General features: G+C 31.6%; 5 protein-coding genes. 2 read left to right on the forward strand and 3 right to left on the reverse strand.

The features are described 5' to 3' along the window. Positions 1-384: 384 nt before the first annotated feature. Complete coding sequence (locus tag DXA60_RS18030) at positions 385-768, forward strand: plasmid mobilization protein (RefSeq protein WP_117922647.1); 384 nt, start codon at positions 385-387, stop codon at positions 766-768. Next, on the forward strand, positions 755-1,021 hold the full coding sequence (locus tag DXA60_RS18035; protein WP_117922648.1) for a hypothetical protein: 267 nt from the start codon (positions 755-757) through the stop codon (positions 1,019-1,021). The genes DXA60_RS18030 and DXA60_RS18035 overlap by 14 nt, the downstream gene beginning before the upstream one ends. A 280-nt stretch (positions 1,022-1,301) precedes the next feature. Here DXA60_RS18035 and DXA60_RS18040 read toward each other — a convergent pair whose 3' ends face one another. The 3 genes from DXA60_RS18040 to DXA60_RS18055 form a co-directional block, all read right to left on the reverse strand. Beyond that, positions 1,302-3,884 (reverse strand): TrlF family AAA-like ATPase, encoded by a 2,583-nt coding sequence (locus DXA60_RS18040; RefSeq protein ID WP_117922649.1) that lies wholly within the window; start codon positions 3,882-3,884, stop codon positions 1,302-1,304. 90 nt (positions 3,885-3,974) lie between these two features. Continuing rightward, positions 3,975-4,811: a DUF5677 domain-containing protein gene (locus DXA60_RS18755; protein ID WP_158570896.1), complete on the reverse strand. Its 837-nt coding sequence runs from the start codon at positions 4,809-4,811 to the stop codon at positions 3,975-3,977. 38 nt (positions 4,812-4,849) lie between these two features. Further along, the gene (locus DXA60_RS18055; RefSeq protein WP_147345410.1) at positions 4,850-5,539 is read right to left on the reverse strand and encodes a hypothetical protein; all 690 of its coding nucleotides are present in this window, start codon (positions 5,537-5,539) and stop codon (positions 4,850-4,852) included. Between the last annotated feature and the right edge of the window lie 46 nt (positions 5,540-5,585).

A 5,585-nucleotide genomic window follows, 5' to 3' on the forward strand; every position in this document is an offset into this window, starting at 1 on the left:
TCAGAAAAATATAGTTGCTGACAGATACGGATGATTACGTACTTACATTTGATTGTCACGCGACATAAAACGAGCCAAGAAACGCCGTAAATTCGGCATTTCTTGGCTCATGTACATTATTCAAACTCTTCCCAAGGGAAGTATCATCAAATCAAAAATGCTGATTTTATGCGGCATTCCACCGCATCTATTTCATCAAATGTTACTCTTTTCATATCGTTTTCAAAAACTTTAGTAGCAAATTAGTTGCAATACTTCCCTATTGCTCCTATGAAATCCATGGCAGATATAATCTACTTTTACTACTAAAAACGAATAATCAAATGTGGCTTGCGGGTGCTTAACTGTGCCTGCTGCCACACCCACTATGAAAGGAGCTTTTCCATGAGCAATCAACACAAACATCCAACTATAAGTTTTAGAATCAGCGCTGCTGAACGCAAGCAAATCGAAGCCCGCATTCTTGCCAGTGGCATGATGAAGAAAGATTACTTTGTCCGTTCCTGCATCTATAACCGCATCTGCGTTGTCGGCAAGAAAGAAGCTATATATCCTCTTGTGCAGACTGTTAATGCTCTGTATCTGCAATTACTTGAAATGCAAAATGCATTTACTGAATATTGTGAACAGCAAGCTTTAAACAATCTTCCTACAAGCGATGAAATCAAGGAACTACAAACCGACTATAACAATATGCTTACAGCCATCATTGATCTGCTTGATGGTGCTAAGTATCTGTGGGAAGGAGAACACCATGAAACAAAATAATCCTCGTTACCTGTTTGGCATGTATGAACCTGATACAAATTCCGTTATTGTTAATGCTATCAATGATAAATATACCGACACGCCTCTTACTATTAGTTGTGAAGAATGCAATTCAGCTGTCTTACTTGATACACCTGATGATATTGTGTATCTGTATCGGCTGGCACAGGAAAGTCCTCTGCTATATTCTGAACTGGCTTGTAAACCTAATGGATTACAGGAATATGTGGATGCTATGAATGAATTCAATTAAACTTGCATATTATCATTATATTTTAAGTTACTCTCCGAGTTTTCTTTAGAGTTTTTAGCAAAAAACTCTAAAGAAACTTGAAGCATTACCATAATCTCATAGAATGATAACATTATAAATTCCTAATAATATAATCTATTTTGCAAGCAATTCATATAACCATAACACTGCTTATAAATAATTTCATGAATGCTGCCATCAATAGAACTGCATTATATCTATTGAATATCACAAAATTTTATTGTTAGTTGAACTTCATTTACTGCATTTAATATATAATTTAGCTCCATGCACAATATATTTCATTTCTCTTTTTAAATGCCTCCGTTCCACCTTCCATAATATTAACTATGTCACTGTGTGTCTCCTCTGAATCAATTGTTCCGCACTTTAGCTTAATAGACTCATCATCATTATGTTGTACTGTTATTACTCTTTCAGCATCTCCTAAAACAGGAATATTTGCATTGTGTGTTGCAAATATAAATTGCATATCTTCTTTTTCCTTTTTTATAGTTTGAATAAGTTCTTCATAAATTACTTGATTATCTAAATCGTCTTCAGGTTGATCAACTATTATTACATCACTGTCATGTTGAGTTAAAATAAACAATATCAACGCTGATGCTCTTTGCCCAAGAGAATGCTTGCTTAATAGTTTTCCATGATAAGTTATATTAATCTTATCGGGTGTATCTTCAATAACCATCTCTTTATAGTTATCCGCAATTTTTGTAGCGACCTTCGCATATATAACATCAGTACAATATTTTTTTATTCGCTCACCATCATGTAAATAATATTCTTCAACAATTGCAGCTAAATCACAAAAAGTATTACTCATCTCCGTATACTTTACTTCAGACAATCCCGTTCCCTTAAAAAACGCAATTAATTTATCTTTAAAAACATCTTTATCACCTTTAAATTCAATATTTACTGCCAATTGATCTTGCTGCTGATTAATTTCATTAGTTGCATCTTGATAAGCAATAAATGTTTTTCTTAAATTCTCGTTACGAACATCAAATCCCTTTTGAATAGATGTACATATACTCTCTTTTGTCTTTAAACATTCTTTTAATTTTTCAATTTCTTCATTATTTGCTGCCAACTTCTTTTTATTTGCAACGTAACTATCTGCATCTAATTGTTCATCATTTATCTCTCGCTTAATCTCAGCAAATTCATCTTTTAAAGAATCCATCTTTTGCATTAATTCATCTTTAACCGAATAAATTCCCTCCAGTGATTTTTTTAAGAGTTCTATATTTTGTTTTACTGAATCGATTCCAGCATTTGCCTGCGTAATAAATGGAGCTAATTTCCCAAAAATTTCACTATTATATTGTGAAACATAACTTTGCAACAAAATAAGTTCCCTTCCATCTTTTGAACAGGCTTCCTCCAACGATTGAATCATTTCTTTAACCCATTCAGAAATTGTATCTATCTTTATCAAATCAGCATTACATGAAGTCTGCTTTTTTAATTTTTCATCCAATCCCTTTTCTTGATATATTTTCAACTTATGTTCTATTGCTGCATTCTCCGTACTTAAATCTGCAATTTTATCTGGGATATCGCTCAATGTCCTCAGCTTATCAATATCATCAATTAATTGCTTTTGTATAGCATCATTTTCTTTTTTCATATCAGGTACTTTATCACCTATTATTTTATTAAGAAGATCATATTCATAACCTTTACGAGTTAGTGCTAAATCCTTTTGTCCAAAATATAACGAATTTTTAAGAACAGATTCTATTGGAATATTTAATGTATTACCCTCAGCATCATACAATATGCTTCTTTCTCCATATATTCTTTTCAATAAATATTTTTTATTAAACTTATCAACTATCTCTAATTCAATTTGTCCACCGGAACCAAGAACTGCTTTTACCAATTCATTTTTATATTTTTCATCTTGTGCAGGTTCTTTATTCAAAGCATAACGAAGAACTTCCAACACTGAGGATTTTCCACTTCCTCTAATTCCAATCAATGTATTAAGCTCATGTGAAGGTGAAAAAATTTGATTATCCAGCTTTCCACCAACACATTTCATTTTATTAATATATCCATGGCTTATAACAGGTTTTTCATCAAAAACTCGATTCTTATAATCCATAAGAGCATATTTTACAGCTCCATAGGATGCTTCACCAATCTTAATATATTTCTTTTTCTCCCCTTTTCCTATCTCATCTATCGCTTTAGGATCTGAGCCTTCAAGGAATGCAATATCATATCCCATCCAATCATGCACTTTTTTAATCTTATCTCTAGTACGCACCTTTTGAAATCCCAATACTCTTCTTTTGAAAGCTACATCAGAAGATAGCTTTTCAATTAGTGAACCTCCACATTCCTCCCAGAATCCCTTTTTCTGTTCAACATGTGCACACACAATAAAATAGTCCTTGTTCTGCTTGTCCAATTCATGAATGACAGTTAACATATCCTTTTCTGTACAAGTATTTTCATTTCCCGGATCATCAATTCCCAAAAACATCGAACCTACCATTCTTGAAATATGGTCTACTCCATTAGATATCCACTCAGTTGGACTAAATACTACTAACATATGTACTGAACTTGCGCCTTCTTTTACGGATAGCTCTACTCCTGGCAAAATGAATATACCGCTTTTATTTGCAGCTTTTTTTAATGCTTTATATTGTTCATAATCAAATTTATTATGGTTAGTTATAACTCCAACCCCAATACCTTCAGACTTTAATTTATCAACATAGTTTGAAATAAATTTATCATCCTCACCATCATATTTAAATTCCTTATCACTCACTGTATGCAAGTGACAATCAAACCTTAAAATCTCCGATCCATTATCAAACATTTTTCTGCCCTTCCTTACCTTAATAATATTTTTAGCCTTGACATACCTGACTGTTTTATATCTTGTATATTCCACATCTTCATATGTTTCTTACAAAAAATCCTTTTTTATACTTCCTACTTCTTCTTTAAGTGAACTTCTCATATTCTTAAACATATTTCGCATATGTCTATTAAGATCCTCACTCGCTGTTTTACAGTTATACTTTGAAAACGCTTCCAGTCTATCATATATAAACTTTGTTGATTCTATAACCAACTTATAACATTCTTTTTCTTCTCTTGAATTCAAAAAATCTTCTCCTTCAACAGTTACAATACTTTCAAACAACTTTATATACACAAATAGAGTCATAACTTTTGCCATATAAATATTATCTGATTTGTCACAAGAAAACTGTCCATCATCAATAAATTCATTTATTATTGAAAAATTGCAATGTGCATAATTACACAGAAAAGCATAAAAATCATAAAAATACCTTTTATCTCTTCCAAGTTTCATGTCAGACGGATTCCTTTGTATATATTCAATAATTTCTTGAGTTCCTCTTTCTACTGCTTTTCCATTTTGATAAATAATTTTTCTTGCCGCAATCAATTGAGGAATGAAAATAAAATCATTCAATATATCCGTATTATATTCTTCATCTATATATCTACTTGCTATATATCCTTCAAATGATGTTCTCAGAATAATAAATACATCTTCAACATGTCCTAACCTTAGTAATTCTCTTATTGATCCTAAACTCTTAATACTCTTTGTAAAAACAAAATATTGAAAATCATCAACAAATCCATTGCTAATTTTGCCACTTATTTGAGCATTATAATATCCATATCTAAAACAAGCATATTCTACAAACTTTCTGCCTCGTAACAAGTATTGATTTATAAACTTATTGCATATAAGTTCATTATCCATTTGTATACCTCCCTATTTCAGATAATTAAACTTCTCTATTATCCCTGCCATAAAACAAAGTCTATCATATACTCATTATCATTAACCCAATATGTTATTATCTGTAATAAGGTATGAACTTTTTGTTTTTCAAAAACTACAGGTAACAGTTCTTCAGATGGTACCTGTTCCCCCTGCTCCGTTGCTGTAAATACTATAGCATATTCTTTCTGTACATTACGTAATGTACCTACCAATTTAAACTTCTTGGTTTTTGCAATTAAAAGTGCTTTTTCTGTTCTTTCAACAAAACATTTAATTTCGTCGCGGAACAAATGTGCCAAAAATTTTATTACCTCGTAACACCCATTAATTTCCGATTCCATTTCCTTATGCTCATATAAAACTGATACATATTGCCTAAAAAGTTCATAATACAATCCGTCTTCGTATATCGCATTTTCTCCATACTTCTCATATAGATATTGCTGTACCAAATTTTCATTCTTCTGTGGTCTACTTAAAACAAATCCGTTATTAGTTTCTGTAATCAGCAAATTAATCAGTCCATTATTCTTATAAAACACTTTCCTCCACTTGAGATATTCAATGATTTCAATTGGGGACACCAACTGCTTGCACATAAGTTTGAAATCATCTATCGACATACAATTAACTGCCAAGCCGTCATTAGTGTGGTTTCGAAGTAAATGTTCATATTCAGAAATACTATTATTTTCAAAAACCACTAGTATAATATCCTTTTAATAACTCGACTATATTCAGAACCTGTGC

The organism is Roseburia sp. OF03-24 (assembly GCF_003463035.1).
GTDB lineage: Bacteria > Bacillota > Clostridia > Lachnospirales > Lachnospiraceae > Roseburia > Roseburia rectibacter.

Bases quoted from the DNA above. Each gene is read 5' to 3' on its own strand.
- DXA60_RS18035 (WP_117922648.1), top strand. From the start codon at position 755: ATGAAACAAAATAATCCTCGTTACCTGTTTGGCATGTATGAACCTGAT.
- DXA60_RS18030 (WP_117922647.1), top strand. From the start codon at position 385: ATGAGCAATCAACACAAACATCCAACTATAAGTTTTAGAATCAGCGCT.
- DXA60_RS18755 (WP_158570896.1), bottom strand. From the start codon at position 4,811: ATGGATAATGAACTTATATGCAATAAGTTTATAAATCAATACTTGTTA.
- DXA60_RS18040 (WP_117922649.1), bottom strand. From the start codon at position 3,884: ATGTTTGATAATGGATCGGAGATTTTAAGGTTTGATTGTCACTTGCAT.